The organism is Flavobacterium qiangtangense, assembly GCF_042658345.1.
GTDB classification, from domain to species: Bacteria; Bacteroidota; Bacteroidia; order Flavobacteriales; family Flavobacteriaceae; genus Flavobacterium; species Flavobacterium qiangtangense.
Map to the genome: position 1 here is coordinate 329,426 of NZ_JBHSQB010000004.1, position 16,493 is coordinate 345,918.

Sequence of the window (16,493 nt, forward strand, 5' to 3'; positions counted from 1 at the left end):
TGTGTTATCTTTGTGCAAAAGTGATTTAAAGAAATGAGCAAAAGAGATTTAAAAAAATATCTAAAAGAACTAAACAAAGAACAACTTGAAGAGCAATTAATTGATCTTTATGAAAAGTTTTCTGATGTAAAAGTTTATTATGATTTTGTGTTTAATCCAAAGGAGGAAAAACTTTCGCAAGAAGCAAAGTTGAAAATCACGAACGAATATTTTCCAATCAAAGGAAAACGTCCAAAACTGCGCCGTTCAACAGCACAAAAAATTATCAAACACTTCTTAAGCCTTGGTGTTGACGCTTTTGTGGTGGCAGATTTGATGTTGCATAATATTGAAGTTGCCCAAAAATACAGCGCAAAACGTGAAATGCGTTATTCATCATTTTACAAAAGTATCTTGAATTCTTTCGAACAAGTCGTAAAATATTCGATTGAAAACGGATTAATTTCTGAATATAAAAAGAGGATTTTTGATATCAAAGACAAAGCTTTTGAGCAGAAATGGGAAAACAAAAATGAGTTTGAAAACGTCTTAGATATCTTTGATTAAAACAACGGAAGTTGGCAATTTAATTCAAAATATCCTTCTTTTCGTTGGCCAGTTCTAAATAGATTTACCATTTGGTGTGCGTGTCGTGTTGGTTCTGGAATTCTGTATTTTTGAATTGTATTTAGCATAATTTCGATGCTGTCATCCACAGAAATATGATGTCCGGGAGAAATAAACACCGGTTTCACGCCGTTTTTAGTTCTCAACGCGTGGCCTAATTTTTCTTCTCCTTTATATATAGGACAAATACTAAATTTTTCGTCCGCTAAAGCGCTGTATTCTCCATGAAGCATATTTTTTGCACAACCAATCGTGGGATGATTTGTCAGCAAGCCAAAATGCGATGCGATTCCCATATTCCGCGGATGCGTAATTCCTTGTCCGTCTAAAATTAATAAATCGGGTTTATTCGGAATTTGTTCCCAAGCTTTTATCAACGTAGGAACTTCTCGAAAAGCTAAAAACTCTGATTTATATTCAAATTTTGATTCTCCCTGAACCAAAGAATAGGATAACGGAACCAATTCTGGATAACTCAAAATTACGATTCCCGCAAATAAAACCGAACTGCCAACGTCGTGAGAAATATCCGCGCCGGCGATCGTGGTAATATTTTTATTCAACGTCTTCAACGAGATGTTTTTCCGCATTTCGTGTTGAAGATTTGTCGCCCTTTCTATCGTAAAATCATCATAGTTCAGCATAAAAGTAGCGGATTTTTAAAACTAGAATTAAATCTAATTCTTACAAGAATTCAAAATTAGCATTTAAAAAACACCTTTAGTTATATCATTAGCTAATGTTTTTATAAAGTTTTTTCCCAACTGTCATAAATTATAAATTGAAAAGTATCATTTAAGGTTTTTTAGACGTACTTTTGCAAATTATCAAAAACCACAATGTCCCAAACAACAACAGAGATCCAAAAAGAAGAAAGAAAAGAGCTTTATGCCTATCAACAAGGGGATATAAACGCCATTTTTGACCGCCTAGAAAACGCTCCAAAAAATCATCATTTGCTGTATCAACTTCCAACAGGAGGCGGAAAAACGGTAATTTTTTCAGAAATCGTCAGAAGATATTTGGCGGAATATGATAAAAAAGTGGTGGTTTTGACACACCGAATTGAGCTTTGCAAGCAGACTTCAAAAATGCTAAAAAGCTTCAATGTAAAGAACAAAATCATTAACAGCGTTATCAAAGAATTGCCTGATCAAGAAGAATATTCTTGCTTTGTGGCAATGGTTGAAACCCTGAAAAACAGGTTAAATGACGAGAAATTAGAGATTGACAATGTGGGTCTTGTGATTATCGATGAGGCGCATTACAACTCGTTCCGAAAGTTATTGACTTCGTTTAAAAATTCATTTATTTTAGGAGTTACTGCAACGCCTTTGAGCTCGAATATCAAGCTTCCGATGAATGAAAATTATGATGAACTTATTGTTGGTGATCCGATCAACCGATTGATTGAAAACGGATTCCTTGCAAAAGCGGTAACTTACAGCTATGATGTTGGTCTTACGTCACTTAAAGTTGGAATTAACGGAGATTATACTGTAAAATCTTCTGATGATTTGTATACAAATATGGCGATGCAAGAGAAATTATTGCATGCCTACACAGAGAAATCATTAGGAAAAAAGACGCTGATTTTCAACAACGGAATCAATACTTCTTTATATGTTTATGAAACTTTTAGAGAAGCGGGTTATGATATTCGCCATTTAGATAACACCACAACGACCGAAGATCGTAAAGAAATTTTGAGTTGGTTCAAGCATACTCCAGACGCGATTTTGACTTCTGTCGGAATTTTGACAACTGGTTTTGACGAACCAACTGTGGAAACAATTATCTTAAATCGTGCCACAAAATCATTGACTTTATATTTTCAAATGATTGGTCGTGGTTCAAGAAAATTACCTGGAAAAGATAATTTTACGGTAATTGATTTAGGAAATAACGCCGCACGTTTCGGACTTTGGAGCGAGCCGATTGATTGGCAACATATCTTCAAATCACCAGAATTTTATTTAGAAAATCTTCGTGATGATGCAGAAATTGAGTTGCATTTTAAATATACAATGCCACCAGAATTGCGTGCCAAGTTCAGCAAAACTGCCGATGTGAGTTTTGATGTAGATGAAGAGCACAAATTGGCTATCGCAAAAAACGAGCGTTCAAAAGTGGTTTTAGACAAATCAATTGATCAGCACGCGGCAATGTGTGTGGACAATACCGAAACTTTGCCAGAGGCTAAAAATCTTTCTAGAGAATTAGAAGATGATATTGAATCTCGCGTAAAATATTTTACAAATTGCTTAAGCAAAAGCAGTAAAAATTACCGCGAATGGCTAATGGAAGATTATAAATTGAAGCTTGCCTTATTAATAGGAAAAAAATATAGAGAAAAAATCATGAACGAACCAGATTGATTTTCTCAATAATTACACGCCTTTCACTCAAATAAAAACAAATTTATGGCTAACGCATTTTCAGAATTTGGCTTTTCAGCCGAAATAATTAAAGGAATAAACGAATTGAATTTTTCTGTTCCAACAGAAATTCAGCAGAAAGCGATTCCAGTTTTATTGAGCAAAACAGATGATTTTGTCGGTCTTGCCAAAACAGGAACAGGAAAAACTGCTGCATTTGGTTTGCCTTTATTGCAATTAATTGAGGCTGAAAATGCTAAAATTCAAGCTGTAATTTTAGTTCCAACGAGAGAATTAGGCCATCAGATTTATGATAATTTAGTGGCTTTCGCCAAATTTATGCCGTCGATTTCAATCGCGTCAACATGCGGTGGAATTCCAATCAAACCACAAATCGAAAGACTTTCACAAGGTGCGCACATTGTTGTCGCAACGCCAGGAAGATTGATCGATTTGATTAAAAGACAAGCAATCAACATCAAAGATTGTAAGTATTTAATTCTGGACGAAGCTGATGAAATGATGTCGGCTTTAAAAGACGGTTTGGATGAAATCGTGACTGAATTGCCGAAAAACAGAAGAACCTGGTTATTTTCTGCAACAATGCCTGGAGCGATGAAACAGTTGGTTCAGAATTACATGCAGAAAAATGTCACGCAAGTCAGCGCTGATATGGCCACTTCTGGAAATCAAGGAATTGACCACAACTATATTGTTGTTGAACCGGAAGAAAAGTTAGATGTTTTGACACATTTTTTAAATTCTAAAGAAGGACAACGAGGAATTATTTTCTGTAAAACAAAAGCGGCGGTAAATAAATTAGCCAAAAACTTAGCCATAAATAAATTTTCATCAGGTGCTTTGCACGGAAGCTTGACCCAACCGATTCGTGATAGAATTATGGACCAGTTTCGCGAAGGTCATATTTCAATTTTAGTCGCAACTGATTTGGCGGCGCGTGGAATTGACGTCAAAGAAATTGCTTATGTAGTAAATTATCATCTTCCAGACACATATGAAACGTATGTTCACCGAAGCGGACGGACGGCAAGAGCAGGAGCAAAGGGACTTTCTCTGACTGTTTTGCAACCCGAAGAAGTAATAGAAATTGCTGATTTTGAAAAAGAATTAGGAATTAAATTTAGCGAATTTAAAAAACCTTCTGCCGAAAGCATTGAAGAAAACAATACGTTTTTATGGGCAAAACAGATTTTTAAAACCAAACCCAATCACGAAGTTTCAAAAGATTTCAAAGATAAAATCAAAACCGTTTTTCATCATTTGACAAAAGACGAATTAATTGAAAAACTCTTGGCGCATCAGCTTTTACAAACAAAAAATCCTGTCGCTGTAAAATCTGACGAACCAAAAAAGAAGTTCAAGAATAAGTAATTTACTAGATTCATTCTAAAATTTAGACGGTCTTAATTCCCACAATCTTGTCATTCCGACGAAGGAGGGATCGCTGCAAAAAGAATCAAATATCACATTGAATAGGAACGGGCTTTAGACCGTTCACAAAAAAAAATCCAATTCTTGGCTTTAGCCAAATATTTTAAATCAAGACAACAAAAAAGCTTTCAAATCCTCATAATTGCTGATTTTTGAGCTTTTTTTCTCTTTATCCAAAACACTTTCAATCTGTTCAGGAATAGAAAGTTTTACCGAAAGAATTTCTTGAACCGAATCAGAAAATTTTATCGGATGCGCTGTTTCTAAAAAGATTCCGATTGAATTTGGATACTTTTCCAATTCTCTTTTCAAACCTAAAAATCCAACAGCTCCGTGTGGTTCGGCAATGTAATTCGACTTTTTATAAATTTCTAAAATGGCTTGTTTTGTTTCTTCATCCGAAAAAGAATAGGAGGAAAAATCATTTCTAAAATTCTCCAAATCATTTCCATAAAGCTCTTGAATTCGAATAAAATTACTCGGATTTCCAACGTCCATCGCGTTTGAAATTGTCGCTTTTGAAGGTTTTGGGTCGTATTTTCCAGTTTTTAAAAACTTTGGCACTGTATCATTTATATTGGTTGAAGCTACAAAATGTTCAATGGGCAAGCCTAACTTTTTAGCTAATATTCCGGCACAAATATTTCCAAAATTTCCGCTTGGGCAAGAAATTACCAACGGCTTATTTTCTTTTTTCAATTCTTTGTAAGCAAAGAAAAAATAAAACATTTGTGGCAACCAACGCGCAATATTAATCGAATTGGCCGAAGTCAGGTTTTTAAATTTTAAATCTTCATCTAAGAAAGCTTTTTTGACCATTTCTTGGCAATCATCAAAAACGCCGTCAACTTCCAAAGCTGTAATATTCTGACCGAGAGTCGTCAATTGCTTTTCTTGAATGTCGCTCACTTTTCCACTTGGATATAAAATCACAACTTCAACACCTTTTACGTCAAGAAAACCGGCTGCGACAGCACCGCCAGTGTCGCCCGAAGTTGCGACTAAAACCGTATTTTTTAGATCTTTTCCTTTGTTAAAATAAGCCAAACACCTCGACATAAATCGGGCTCCTACATCTTTAAAAGCCATTGTCGGACCGTGAAATAATTCTAACGAATAAATATTTTCTTCCACTTTTATCAATGGAAAATCGAACGACAACGTTTCGGAAATTATTTGGCGTAATTCTTTTTCGGGAATTTCATTTCCAACGAATTGGTTGATGACTTCAAAAGCAATTTCTTCATTAGAAAGATTTTCAATAGAATCAAAAAAGCTTTGTGGTAATTTTGAAATACTTTCCGGAAAATACAAACCTTTATCTGGTGCCAATCCTTGAACAACGGCTTCTTGAAAACTTACTTTTGGAGCTTGCTTATTTAAACTATAATAATTCATATTTTTATGTTTTACCGCAGATTCACAGATTTTTCATTTTTTATAAATCTGTGAATCTGCGGTTATTTTACAATATTTTTATTCCGTCAGAATTTACTTTTGAAACGTGGATTTCGTATTTTAAATTCATTTCTTCGTAAACTTGACTCATTGCTTTTGCGACTTTTTCAGCGGTTTCTTTTCCTTTGCTTAAAGCAAAAATAGATGGTCCGGAACCCGAAATCCCGCCACCCAAAGCGCCGTTTTCTATCGCTTTTTGTTTAACCAAATCGAACTTCGGAATTAAAACGCTTCGCAAAGGTTCTACAATTTCGTCATTTAACGATCTTCCGATTAAATCATAATCATTCGTGTACAAACCGCTGATCAAACCTCCGAGATTGCCACATTGAATAACTGCTTGTTTCAGCGTCACATTTTGCTTCAAAACTGACCTTGCGTCCGAAGTTTTTAATTCAATTTGTGGATGAATTACGGTTGCATACAATTCTTCTGGACTTTTAATTTTAATAATATCCAAAGGACTGTAGCTTCTCACCAAGACAAAACCGCCGAGTAGCGCAGGAGCGACGTTGTCTGCGTGCGCGCTTCCGCTGGCTAATTTTTCGCCTTCCATTGCAAAAGGAATTAAATCTTTGGTTGAAAAAGGTCTTCCCAATAATTCATTTATTCCGAAAACGGCTCCGGCAGAACTCGCAGCCGAACTTCCAATGCCACTTCCGGCTTTTATTTTTTTATAGATTTCAATTTCAAATCCGAAGTCTAAATTTAAATTGGAAATCATTGCTAAAGCGACAACTCCAGCTACATTTTTTTCAGTTTCCAAAGGCAAATCGGCTCCAACAATCTTTGTGATTTTGATTCCTTTTTCAGAAGTTTTTCGGATAATCATTTCGTCACCGACATTGTCAAGGCACAAACCTAAAACGTCAAAACCGCACGAAAGATTGGCAATTGTTGCAGGGCAAAAGAGTTTTATTTCTTCCATAAAATTAATTATTTCCGATTCTGATTACGTCAGCAAAAATTCCAGAAGCCGTAACTTCAGCACCAGCACCGGCACCTTTTATAAGCAATGGCTGGTCAACATAACGGTTCGTGTAAAACAAAACGATGTTGTCTTTTCCTTCCAAATTATAAAAAGGATGATCTTTCGGAATAAATTGTAAGCTGACATTTGCTTTCCCGTCGATGAATTCTGCCACATATTTTAAACGGCAATCTTTTGATTTTGCTTCTGCCAAAATATTTTCGAAATGTACTGCGTGTGTTTTTAGTGATTCAAAGAAATCTTCGACAGAATTCGTTTCTAAGCATTCTTTCGGCAAAAATGATTTGTTTTCAATCGCATCAATTTCCATTTCATAATTGCTTTCTCTTATTAAAATCAAAATCTTTCGCATCACATCGACGCCGCTCAAATCGATTTTTGGGTCGGGTTCGGTGTAGCCTTCTTTTTGGGCTTGTTTTACGACATCATAAAAGGAACTTTCTTCATTGAAATTATTAAAAATAAAGTTCAAACTTCCTGATAAAACGGCTTGAATTTTATTGACTTTATCTCCCGAAGCAACTAAGTTTTTCAGGGTATCAATTATCGGCAAACCTGCGCCAACATTGGTTTCAAACAAAAACGGAGCGTTATATTTTCGAGATAAATTCTTTAAGTTTTTATAATTTTCAAAAGCAGAAGAACAGGCTATTTTGTTGCAAGTCACGACTGAAATGTTTTGTTTCAAATAATGTTCGTAAGTTTGAGAAACTTCTTGATTTGCAGTCACATCCACAAAAACGCTGTTGCGTAAATTCAATGATTTGACTTTAGAAATAAATTCGTCTTTGTTTGCAATTTCACCAGAATCTAAAGTCAATTTCCAGTCATTTAAAGCAATTCCTTCTTCGTCAAAATGCATTTTTCTGGAATTAGAAAGTGCAATAACTCTGGGATTTATCTGAAGATTTTCGCGTAAGTATTTTTGCTGTTGGTGGATTTGGTCAACGAATTTTTCGCCTACATTTCCAACGCCCATTACAAAAAGATTTAGTTGTTTTACATCGTCTTCAAAGAATTTTTCGTGCAAAGAGTTCAGTGCTTTTTTGACATCTTTTTGCATAATTACGGCAGAAATATTGCGTTCAGAAGCACCTTGAGCAATCGCCCTGATGTTGACATTATTTTTTCCTAAAGTGCTGAACATCTTTCCGCTTAAACCTTGGTGATTCTTCATATTTTCGCCAACAACTGCAATTATTGAAAGGTTACTTTCCACCAAACAAGGTTCAATTTTCTTTTGAGAAATTTCGAATTCAAAAGCTGAATCAATCGAAATCTCAGCATTTTCAGCATCAGAATCTAAAATTCCGAAGCAAATCGAATGTTCTGAAGAAGCTTGCGTGATGAAAATTACGTTGATATTTTCTTTGGATAAAACTTCAAAAAGGCGTTTTGAATAACCAGCAACGCCCACGATTCCGGAACCTTCGACAGTTAAAAGCGAAATATTTTCAATATGCGTAATTCCTTTTATTGGATTTCCATTTGGAAAAACTTCCGAAGAAATTAAAGTTCCATCCAATTCTGGTTCAAAAGTATTTTTGATTAAAATCGGAATATTTTTGTTCAAAACAGGCTGAATTGTTGGCGGATAAAGCACTTTTGCGCCAAAATGCGACAATTCCATTGCTTCTTGATACGTGATTTTTTCGATGGATTGCGCTTGGTTTACAATTCTTGGATTTGCCGTAAACATTCCGTTGACATCGGTCCAAATTTCTAAAATCGAAGCGTCAATTGCTCCAGCGATAATTGCGGCTGTGTAATCAGAACCGCCTCGACCTAAAGTAGTGGTGTGTCCGTCATTGGAATTTGCAATAAATCCGGGAAGAATCACGATTTGGGATTTATCATTATGAAAAAAAGCAGCAACCGATTTATTTGTAATTGTAAAATCTACGACCGCTTTTCCGAAGTGTTTGTTTGTAATAATTAATTCGCGACTGTCTTTAAAACTTGAATTGGAAATTTTCTGTTTTACAGCTTCCGAAATAATATAGGAGGAGAGCAATTCGCCAAAACTCAGAATGGCATCCGAAGAACGATTTGACAATTCTCCAAGTAGAAAACAGCCGTCGAGCAAGGTTTCCAGATGATTCAGCATTCTTTTGACTTGGCTTAAAATTGCGCTTTGATCAGCAATCGGAATCAATTCTTTAGTGGCTTCGATATGTCTTTCTTCAATAATTTGAAGGATTTCTTTGTATTTTATATCTTTTGAAGAAGCCAGATTTGAAGCTTCTAAAAGCAAGTCGGTTACTTTTTCAAAAGCCGAAACTACAACGGCTAACGGTTCTTTTTCTCGCTCTAAAATTGATATGACTTGCCTTATATTATTGGCGTTGCTCACGGATGAACCTCCAAATTTTAATACTTTCATTTTGATGTTTTTGGTGATGGATAAATGCGTTTGCTTCTGTTTTATGCAAACAAAAAATAGGATAGGATGATATTTGAAATGAAACCCCTAAGGGGTTGTAGTTGTAGCAACAGAAGTTACAGCCGTAGTTGCTGTAAATGTAGAAGTCGTATTTCTATTGCCTCGAATCATAAGTATGAAAATCTTGATTTCAAATGTAATACATTGCATTATTAAATAAAAATTAAGAAATATTTTTGCGAATAATTTTATTTTAACAATATTATTATGAATTATTATCTTTTTAAATTCAATAAATCGATGATTAATTAAAATTTGCTAAAAAAGAAGTCATAATGTTATCCACAAAAGTTGCTTTTTTGATAGTATTTGCTGAATTTTGGAGTCCAATAATTACAAGCAAATATGGATAATACACATTATATAAGTGCAGAATTACTTTCTATTGAAAATTTAGAAGAAATTATAAATCATCATAAAACTTTGGCTTTATCAGAAGAAGCGAAGGTGAATATCCAGAAATGTCGTGATTATCTCGATAAAAAAATGGAGTCGCACGAAGAACCGATTTATGGAATTAACACTGGTTTTGGTTCTTTATACAACATAAAAATTTCAAACGAAAATCTTACAAAATTACAAGAAAACCTAATGAAATCGCATGCTTGCGGAACAGGCGCTGAAGTTTCTACGGAGATTGTAAAAATGATGCTTCTGCTGAAAATTCAGTCGCTAAGTTATGGTTATTCTGGAGTTCAATTGGAAACTGTGGAACGTTTGATTGACTTTTATAATAATGAAGTTTATCCGGTGGTTTATGAATTGGGTTCGCTTGGAGCTTCGGGAGATTTGGCTCCGTTGGCACATTTGTCTTTGCCATTGATCGGCGAAGGTGAAGTGTATTTTGATGGAAAAAAACAGCAAGCAATTGATGTGTTGCATCATTTTGGCTGGAGTCCGATAACTTTGAAATCAAAGGAAGGTTTGGCGTTGTTGAACGGAACACAATTTATGAATGCTTTTGGCGCTCATATTTTGATTAAAGCGACAAAGTATTCGTATTTGGCTGACTTAATCGGGATAATTTCTTTAGAAGGTTTCGACGGAAGAATCGAGCCATTCAACGAATTGATTCATTATATTCGTCCGCATAAAGGGCAAATTGTAACGGCAAAAAGAGTTTCAGAATTTTTGGAAGGAAGCGAAATTATCGAACAGAAAAAGAAACATGTTCAAGATCCGTATTCGTTCCGCTGCATTCCGCAAGTTCATGGAGCTTCGAAAGATACGATTGATTATGTAAAGAAAGTATTTAAGACGGAAATCAATTCGGTAACTGATAATCCAAATGTGTTTATTGAAACCGATCAGATTATTTCTGGTGGAAATTTCCACGGTCAGCCATTGGCTTTGGCTTTGGATTTCTTATCGATTGCTTTGGCAGAATTGGGAAGTATTTCTGAAAGAAGAACGTATCAATTGATTTCTGGATTAAGAGGTTTGCCAGCATTTTTGGTTGATAATCCAGGCTTGAATTCTGGTTTTATGATTCCGCAATATACTGCGGCGAGCATTGTCAGTCAAAACAAACAATTGGCAACTCCGGCAAGTATTGACAGCATTGTTTCGTCAAACGGACAAGAAGATCACGTAAGTATGGGCGCAAATGGCGCGACAAAAGCGTTGCGAATTATGGATAATTTGGAGCGAATTTTAGCAATAGAATTGATGAATGCTTCGCAAGCAATACACTTTAGAGAACCTTTGAAATCGAGTGATTTTATTGAAATGTTCTTGAAATCATATAGAGAAGAGGTACCTTTAGTAAGCGAAGACAGAATTTTGCATTATGATATAGAGAAGACGATTGCGTTTTTGAGGAGTTTTCAGATTGATGAAAGTGCTCAGAATTAAAAAAAAAATAAATATTCGATATGGAAATTGATGATCAAACAGTAGAATATATCGGAGAAAATGATGGTTTTTTTATACGGTATTTGCTAATTAAAAATGATCCGAATTTTGCATTTTGTCATTTATTTTTGAACGGACAAATTATCGGTGATCAAAATGAAGCCTGCTATCTGGTTACTTGGTTAAGTTCAATGAGAAATGTCAAAGAAAGAATTGCTGACAATTCTAAGCTTTTATATCATAGAGAATTTTTCAATAGAAATGATCAAGAACTATTTGAATTGATATTAAAATCTAATGAACTAAAGAACGATTTTAACATTGAATCCGATTATTTGCCTGTTTTAGAGAATGAGGTTTGGAATAATTGTCATATTTCAATAGATGAAACTACTGATGCTTATCTGATTATGATGTTAGAAATTGATGATAAAATAAAATTTCTTTGGAAAGGTTGGAGGCAACCTTGCGCAATTGATAAAATTAGCAGGTTATATTCTGTTGTAATTGACAAAAAAGTAATTATTGAAACAATAGAAAAGGTTTTAAGCAAGTTGCAACCTAGTAATAATTAGCATAAAGTTGGCTTTTTCGGCCAACTTTTTTATTTAATCAATTCCACCTAAAGATTTGTGGTTTCGTTTCCTCTTGTAATGCGATTGTTTTAAATTTTCGCTTCCTGAAATAATGCTGATGTTTCCATCGATTTCAAGCATTGCGAGTTTCACGTCTTTGAAAAATTCAACGCCGTGTTCGTGCATGGCTTCAGTTAATTCTTCGGAAGTTATTCCTAATTTTCCCAACGTTTCAAATTCTAATTTTCCGTTGTGAATTAAAATTTCTGGCTTTTGCTGGAGCAAATTATTCAATCCTTTAAATCGAAACATCAATTTCTTTAGAATAAAATTCATCAGAAATAATGCTCCTGCAGCAACCAAACCGCCCCAAAGTGACGTGTCGCTTCCAACCATTGCATTTTGGACAGAATTGCTTATCAGTAAAATTAAAATGACGTCAGCTGTATTTAATTGCGATAATTCCTTTTTTCCGAAAACTCTCAAGGCGATGACCATAAAAAAATATATGGCAACGCTTCTGAGAATTATGTCGAGATACGGATTCATTATTTCCACTTGAAATTTTTCTCAATTGCCTTGATCATTTCTCCGGCAATGTCCTTGTTTGTGGCTCCTTCAATTCCTTCTAAACCTGGAGAAGAATTTACTTCTAACAAAAGTGGGCCTTTTGACGAACGAATAATATCAACTCCGGCCACTTTTAAATTCATTGCTTTTGCTGCTTTAATTGCAATTCTTTTTTCTTCGGAAGTCACTTTTATGATAGAAGCCGTTCCGCCTAAATGTATGTTTGCTCTAAATTCGCCCGGCAAAGCTTCTCTTTGAATTGCTGCAACAACTTTTCCGTCGATTACAAAACAGCGAATGTCTTTTCCGTTGGCTTCTTTGATGAATTCTTGAACTAAAATATTGGCATTTAAGCTTTTGAAAGCGTTAATTACGGACTCAGCTGCTTTTTTGGTCTCTGCCAAAACGACACCTTTTCCTTGAGTTCCTTCTAATAATTTAACGATTAACGGAGAACCGCCAACCATTTTAATCAAATCATCGGTATCCAAAGGCGAATTTGCGAAACCAGTTGTTGGAATATCCACGCCATGATTCAATAATAATTGCAAGGAATACAGCTTGTCGCGAGATTGTGTAATTGCCGAAGCAGAATTTAAGCAAAAAACTTTCATCGCTTCAAATTGTCTTGTCAAAGCACAACCATAAAAGGTAATACTCGGACGAATTCTTGGGATTACAGCGTCAAAATCGCTCAGGATCTTTCCTCCACGGTAATGAATTTCAGGTTTTGTTGCGTCTAATTTCATGTAACATTCCTTGATATTCAAAAAATGCATTTCGTGACCACGAATTTCTCCGGCTTCCATAATTCTCCGATTGGAATAGAGCTCGGGATTGCTTGCCAAAACGGCTATTTTTAATCCATCTTTTGATTTTTCGGAATTTGGATATAATGATTTTAATTCGTCTAAAGTAGGTTGTCCTAATAGATATTTTTGTTCTGGATCTACCAAAACGCGTCCGCTCATCGCTTCACGACCCAAAAGCATCCTGAAACCCATCGAATCTCGATTGGTCAACGTCATTTCAATTGCCCAATTTTCCTCTCCAAAAACTAAGGAAGTTGAGATTACATAACGCTGTTCGCGGAAACCGCTCGAACTTTTTACGATTCGTTTGTCAACCAATCTCGCTTCGCAGTGGATAATTGTTTTCGAATTATTTTGAATGGGATTGATGTCAAACTTGACCCAATTTTCGCCTTCTTTTACAAAAGGAGAAATGTTAACTGCGTGAAGGGCAGAAGTTTTTGCGCCAGAATCAACACGGGCTTTGATGGTTGGAATTCCTAGTTCTGGAAACGAGCACCATTCTTCACTTCCAAGGATAACTTTGTTTGCGGACATATAATTATTGATTGTAACAATAAACTAATGTACTACTTATTTTAGAATCAAAAATTAATTTTATGTAATTATTAAGGTAAGTTTTGAACTAAAAAAAACCGCAGATTTAAAGATTTATTCGGATAATTTCTATCTTCAAAATCAGTAAATCTGCGGTTGTTATTTAAGGGAAATCTGCTTAGCTAGCTGGATTCTCCGCTTTTTTTACATCAACTGTAAGTTCTTGAGCAGTTTCATCTAAATCCATATAAATCAAGTCACCTGACAAGATTTTTGAAGTTATGATTTCTTCTGCAAGAGCGTCCTCCACATATTTTTGGATGGCTCTTTTCAAAGGTCTCGCTCCGAATTGCTTGTCAAAACCTTTATCAGCAATAAATGCTTTGGCTTTATCAGACAGATCTAAGTTGTAACCTAATTCAGAAACTCTAGCATATAATTTTTTCAACTCGATTTCAATAATCAAATCAATATCAGATTTTTCCAGCGCATTGAAAACAATTACGTCATCAATTCTATTCAAAAATTCAGGAGCGAAAGCTTTTTTCAAAGCGTTTTCGATAACACTTTTTGAGTGTTCGTCAGATTGTGCTGTTTTTGCAGCTGTTCCGAAACCAACACCTTGTCCGAAATCCTTTAATTGGCGCGCTCCAACGTTAGAAGTCATAATGATAATCGTGTTTTTAAAATCGATTTTACGTCCTAAACTGTCTGTCAAAAATCCATCATCTAAAACTTGCAACATCATATTGAAAACATCTGGATGCGCTTTTTCAATCTCATCAAGAAGCACAACACAATATGGTTTTCTACGAACTTTTTCAGTCAATTGACCACCTTCTTCGTATCCAACATATCCCGGAGGCGCTCCAACTAATCTTGAAATCGCGAATTTCTCCATGTATTCACTCATATCGATACGAACCAAAGCATCTTCAGAATCAAATAATTCTTTCGCCAAAACTTTTGCCAGTTGCGTTTTACCGACACCAGTTTGACCTAAGAAAATAAACGAACCAATTGGGCGATTTGGATCTTTCAATCCGGCACGATTTCTTTGGATAGAACGAGCAATTTTTAACACAGCTTCTTTTTGTCCAATAACCTTATTTTCAATAAGTTCTGGTAGTTTAGCTAATTTATTGCTTTCAGTCTGAGCGATTCTATTTACAGGAATTCCAGACATCATAGAAACCACGTCAGCAACGTTGTCTTCGGTTACCTGAATTCTGTTGTTTTTAGAATCTTCTTCCCATTGTTCTTGTGCTATTGCCAAGTCTTTTTCAATGCGTTTTTCATCATCACGAAGTTTGGCTGCTTCCTCATATTTCTGTTTTTTGACAACAGTATTTTTAAGCTCGCGAACTTCTTCTAATTGGCGTTCTAAATCCAAAATTTGCTTTGGAACATCAATGTTAGTGATGTGAACACGAGAACCAGCTTCGTCTAAAGCGTCAATAGCTTTGTCTGGAAGAAAACGCTCTGACATATATCTGTCAGTCAATTTAACGCACGCTTCGATTGCTTCTTGCGTGTAAATTACGTTGTGGTGGTCTTCGTACTTATTTTTAATATTATTCAAAATCGTAATCGTTTCTTCAACAGAAGTTGGTTCCACGATCACTTTTTGGAAACGTCTTTCTAAAGCGCCGTCTTTCTCAATATATTGTCTGTATTCGTCAAGAGTTGTGGCGCCAATACATTGGATTTCGCCTCTTGCCAAAGCAGGCTTGAACATATTTGAAGCGTCAAGCGAACCAGTTGCTCCGCCAGCGCCAACAATTGTGTGAATTTCGTCAATAAAAAGAATGATATCGTCATTCTTTTCTAGTTCATTCATCACGGCTTTCATACGTTCTTCAAACTGTCCGCGGTATTTTGTTCCAGCAACTAAGCTTGCCAAATCAAGTGTTACCACACGTTTGTTGAATAATATACGAGAAACTTTCTTTTGGATAATTCTTAGAGCAAGGCCTTCTGCGATAGCAGATTTACCAACTCCAGGTTCTCCAATTAAAAGCGGATTGTTCTTTTTTCTACGGCTTAAAATCTGTGAAACACGCTCGATTTCTTTCTCACGTCCAACAACAGGATCTAGTTTTCCTTCTTCGGCCATTTCAGTCAAATCTCTACCGAAATTATCAAGAACCGGAGTTTTTGATTTCTTGTTAGATTTGTTTGCCGGCGTATTGAAAGCACCTTCTTTTAAACTGTCATCTTGTCCTGAATCGTCATTATACGACTCATTTTTTGGCAAGTCATTCAAAAATTCTTCTTCGCTGTTTGGTGTCATATTTAAATATTGTTCTTTAGCCACGTCATAATCGATTTTCATCTTATTCAGCAACTTGGTTGTGGGATCGTTTTCGTTTCTCAAAATGCACAATAACAAATGCGCTGTGCTGATTGAAGGGCTTTGAAAAACTTTCGCTTCCAGATAAGTCGTCTTCAGCGCTCTTTCCGCTTGACGGGTTAAATGAAGGTTTTTCTTTTCATTGCTGACTTCAACATTAGGATTTGCTGGGCTTAATATTTCGACTTTTCGGCGCAAATGCTCTAAATCTATTGATAAATTGTTCAGTATATTTATTGCCTTACCGTTTCCATCTCTTAAAATCCCCAACATTAGATGCTCTGTTCCAATAAAGTCGTGGCCTAAACGCAAGGCCTCTTCTTTACTGTAAGTGATTACATCTTTTACTCTTGGTGAAAAATTATCATCCATAATATATAATATTGGTAATGTAAATTTAATGATTATGTTCAGTATTTGCAAAAATCATACCTTGACAGAAGTACTGACAGCTAAGTGACAAA

At 35.4% G+C, this 16,493-nt stretch carries 13 protein-coding genes; 5 read left to right on the forward strand and 8 right to left on the reverse strand.

From position 1 onward, the window contains the following. The first annotated feature begins 33 nt into the window (after positions 1 to 33). A complete protein-coding gene (locus tag ACFPVY_RS04630; RefSeq protein ID WP_379790613.1) occupies positions 34 to 546 on the forward strand; it encodes a DUF6155 family protein in 513 nt (170 codons plus the stop codon). On the opposite strand, the gene ACFPVY_RS04635 is transcribed toward ACFPVY_RS04630, so the two are convergent. Further along, positions 543 to 1,250, reverse strand: coding sequence for an endonuclease V (locus tag ACFPVY_RS04635; RefSeq protein ID WP_379790615.1), 708 nt, complete (start codon positions 1,248 to 1,250; stop codon positions 543 to 545). The two genes, ACFPVY_RS04630 and ACFPVY_RS04635, sit on opposite strands and share 4 nt — an antisense overlap. Before the next feature lie 195 nt (positions 1,251 to 1,445). On the opposite strand from ACFPVY_RS04635, the gene ACFPVY_RS04640 reads away from it, so the two are divergent. Together ACFPVY_RS04640 and ACFPVY_RS04645 are read left to right on the forward strand one after the other, a co-directional pair. Continuing rightward, positions 1,446 to 2,984, forward strand: a complete 1,539-nt coding sequence (locus ACFPVY_RS04640; RefSeq protein WP_379790616.1) for a DEAD/DEAH box helicase — start codon at positions 1,446 to 1,448, stop codon at positions 2,982 to 2,984. A gap of 45 nt (positions 2,985 to 3,029) precedes the next feature. After that, complete coding sequence (locus ACFPVY_RS04645) at positions 3,030 to 4,376, forward strand: DEAD/DEAH box helicase (protein WP_379790617.1); 1,347 nt, start codon at positions 3,030 to 3,032, stop codon at positions 4,374 to 4,376. A 168-nt stretch (positions 4,377 to 4,544) separates the two neighbouring features. Here the strand turns inward: ACFPVY_RS04645 and thrC are convergent, their stop codons facing one another. The 4 genes from thrC to ACFPVY_RS04665 form a co-directional block, all read right to left on the reverse strand. Next, the gene (gene thrC, locus ACFPVY_RS04650) at positions 4,545 to 5,834 is read right to left on the reverse strand and encodes a threonine synthase (protein WP_379790619.1); all 1,290 of its coding nucleotides are present in this window, start codon (positions 5,832 to 5,834) and stop codon (positions 4,545 to 4,547) included. Between the two features lie 67 nt (positions 5,835 to 5,901). Then, positions 5,902 to 6,822 (reverse strand): homoserine kinase, encoded by a 921-nt coding sequence (locus ACFPVY_RS04655; RefSeq protein WP_379790621.1) that lies wholly within the window; start codon positions 6,820 to 6,822, stop codon positions 5,902 to 5,904. A gap of 4 nt (positions 6,823 to 6,826) precedes the next feature. Then, positions 6,827 to 9,268, reverse strand: a complete 2,442-nt coding sequence (gene thrA, locus ACFPVY_RS04660; RefSeq protein ID WP_379790622.1) for a bifunctional aspartate kinase/homoserine dehydrogenase I — start codon at positions 9,266 to 9,268, stop codon at positions 6,827 to 6,829. An 87-nt stretch (positions 9,269 to 9,355) separates the two neighbouring features. Beyond that, positions 9,356 to 9,478: a hypothetical protein gene (locus tag ACFPVY_RS04665; RefSeq protein WP_379790623.1), complete on the reverse strand. Its 123-nt coding sequence runs from the start codon at positions 9,476 to 9,478 to the stop codon at positions 9,356 to 9,358. A 195-nt stretch (positions 9,479 to 9,673) separates the two neighbouring features. On the opposite strand from ACFPVY_RS04665, the gene hutH reads away from it, so the two are divergent. After that, positions 9,674 to 11,182, forward strand: a complete 1,509-nt coding sequence (hutH, locus tag ACFPVY_RS04670; protein ID WP_379790625.1) for a histidine ammonia-lyase — start codon at positions 9,674 to 9,676, stop codon at positions 11,180 to 11,182. A 20-nt stretch (positions 11,183 to 11,202) separates the two neighbouring features. After that, positions 11,203 to 11,757 (forward strand): Imm42 family immunity protein, encoded by a 555-nt coding sequence (locus ACFPVY_RS04675; protein WP_379790626.1) that lies wholly within the window; start codon positions 11,203 to 11,205, stop codon positions 11,755 to 11,757. 33 nt (positions 11,758 to 11,790) lie between these two features. On the opposite strand, the gene ACFPVY_RS04680 is transcribed toward ACFPVY_RS04675, so the two are convergent. From ACFPVY_RS04680 to ACFPVY_RS04690, 3 genes are all read right to left on the reverse strand, one after another. Then, on the reverse strand, positions 11,791 to 12,306 hold the full coding sequence (locus tag ACFPVY_RS04680) for a DUF421 domain-containing protein (protein WP_379790628.1): 516 nt from the start codon (positions 12,304 to 12,306) through the stop codon (positions 11,791 to 11,793). After that, complete coding sequence (rimK, locus tag ACFPVY_RS04685; protein ID WP_379790630.1) at positions 12,306 to 13,676, reverse strand: 30S ribosomal protein S6--L-glutamate ligase; 1,371 nt, start codon at positions 13,674 to 13,676, stop codon at positions 12,306 to 12,308. The genes ACFPVY_RS04680 and rimK overlap by 1 nt, the downstream gene beginning before the upstream one ends. A gap of 178 nt (positions 13,677 to 13,854) precedes the next feature. After that, positions 13,855 to 16,401 carry an ATP-dependent Clp protease ATP-binding subunit gene (locus ACFPVY_RS04690; protein WP_379790631.1) on the reverse strand — a complete coding sequence of 849 codons (2,547 nt, stop codon included), beginning with the start codon at positions 16,399 to 16,401 and terminating at the stop codon, positions 13,855 to 13,857. Positions 16,402 to 16,493: the final 92 nt, after the last annotated feature.

Bases quoted from the DNA above. Each gene is read 5' to 3' on its own strand.
- ACFPVY_RS04630 (WP_379790613.1), top strand. From the start codon at position 34: ATGAGCAAAAGAGATTTAAAAAAATATCTAAAAGAACTAAACAAAGAA.
- ACFPVY_RS04635 (WP_379790615.1), bottom strand. From the start codon at position 1,250: ATGCTGAACTATGATGATTTTACGATAGAAAGGGCGACAAATCTTCAA.
- ACFPVY_RS04640 (WP_379790616.1), top strand. From the start codon at position 1,446: ATGTCCCAAACAACAACAGAGATCCAAAAAGAAGAAAGAAAAGAGCTT.
- ACFPVY_RS04645 (WP_379790617.1), top strand. From the start codon at position 3,030: ATGGCTAACGCATTTTCAGAATTTGGCTTTTCAGCCGAAATAATTAAA.
- thrC (WP_379790619.1), bottom strand. From the start codon at position 5,834: ATGAATTATTATAGTTTAAATAAGCAAGCTCCAAAAGTAAGTTTTCAA.
- ACFPVY_RS04655 (WP_379790621.1), bottom strand. From the start codon at position 6,822: ATGGAAGAAATAAAACTCTTTTGCCCTGCAACAATTGCCAATCTTTCG.
- thrA (WP_379790622.1), bottom strand. From the start codon at position 9,268: ATGAAAGTATTAAAATTTGGAGGTTCATCCGTGAGCAACGCCAATAAT.
- ACFPVY_RS04665 (WP_379790623.1), bottom strand. From the start codon at position 9,478: ATGCAATGTATTACATTTGAAATCAAGATTTTCATACTTATGATTCGA.
- hutH (WP_379790625.1), top strand. From the start codon at position 9,674: ATGGATAATACACATTATATAAGTGCAGAATTACTTTCTATTGAAAAT.
- ACFPVY_RS04675 (WP_379790626.1), top strand. From the start codon at position 11,203: ATGGAAATTGATGATCAAACAGTAGAATATATCGGAGAAAATGATGGT.
- ACFPVY_RS04680 (WP_379790628.1), bottom strand. From the start codon at position 12,306: ATGAATCCGTATCTCGACATAATTCTCAGAAGCGTTGCCATATATTTT.
- rimK (WP_379790630.1), bottom strand. From the start codon at position 13,676: ATGTCCGCAAACAAAGTTATCCTTGGAAGTGAAGAATGGTGCTCGTTT.
- ACFPVY_RS04690 (WP_379790631.1), bottom strand. From the start codon at position 16,401: ATGGATGATAATTTTTCACCAAGAGTAAAAGATGTAATCACTTACAGT.